This is a genomic window from Neisseria sp. P0009.S007, assembly GCF_051962515.1.
In genome coordinates, this window is the sequence record NZ_JBQCVF010000527.1 from 1 (window position 1) to 1030 (window position 1030).

A 1030-nucleotide genomic window follows, 5' to 3' on the forward strand; every position below is an offset into this window, starting at 1 on the left:
CCAAAATTGCTTTTGACAAAAGCCGTCCTGCCGTATCCGGCGTATGGGCGCTGACTGCAAAACTCAGCGGCGTATCAGGAAAGAAAAATTATAAAAATCAGAAATATATTTTCCCTTATAACGGCAAAACCCACGTCGCCCCCAAAAACTATCCCTTGGGCGGACAATAGTTCCCTCGAAAAACGCTTTGATCAAACCACTACTACCTCAAGTCAAATCCCGTGAAAGAAACGCATAAACTTTGGGCCGCCCTCATCATTACCGGCATTATCGGCGGCATAGTCGGCATTGTATTAACCGAAATCATGCATACAATTCAACATCTTGCCTACGGTTACGGTTCAGACGGCCTATACGTTTCATTCCGAGAGGGCGTATCGCAGGCAAGTCCTGCGCGGCGTATCGGAGTGATGGCCTTTTGCGGCGCGGTGGTCGGCTTGGGGTGGTGGTTGCTCAAACGCTACGGCAGGCCGCAACCGAGCATTAAAGCTGTGGTTAAAAATCCGCTCGCCGGTTTTCCGTTTTTTGAAACCGTCAGTCATGCTCTGTTGCAAATCATTACCGTCGGGCTTGGCTCGCCGCTCGGCCGCGAAGTTGCGCCGCGCGAAATGACTGCTGCCTTTGCTTCAGTAGGCGTCAACCGTTTCGGGTTGAGCGAAGACGACACAAGGCTGGTCATTGCTTGCGCCTCGGGTGCAGGTTTGGCAGCCGTGTATAACGTGCCGCTCGCCTCCACACTTTTTATCCTCGAAGCCATGCTGGGCTTATGGACTCAGCAAGCCGTCGCCGCCGCATTGCTGACTTCCGTCATCGCCACTGCCGTCGCGCGCATCGGCTTGGGCGACGTGCAGCAATATCATCCGGCTAACCTTTCCATCAACACATCATTACTTTGGTTTTCCGTCATCATCGGCCCAGTACTGGGCGCAACCGCCGTCTTTTTCCAGCGTACTGCCCAAAAGTTCCCCTTCATCAAGCGCGACAACATCAAAATCATTCCCTTGGCCGTCTGTATGTTTGCACTCATTGG

General features: G+C 52.8%; 1 protein-coding gene. It reads left to right on the forward strand.

Annotated elements, in window-relative coordinates:
- Positions 1 to 221 precede the first annotated feature (221 nt).
- The coding region (locus ACTHS3_RS14540; RefSeq protein WP_440368316.1) for a chloride channel protein at positions 222 to 1030 on the forward strand (809 nt) is incomplete at its 3' end.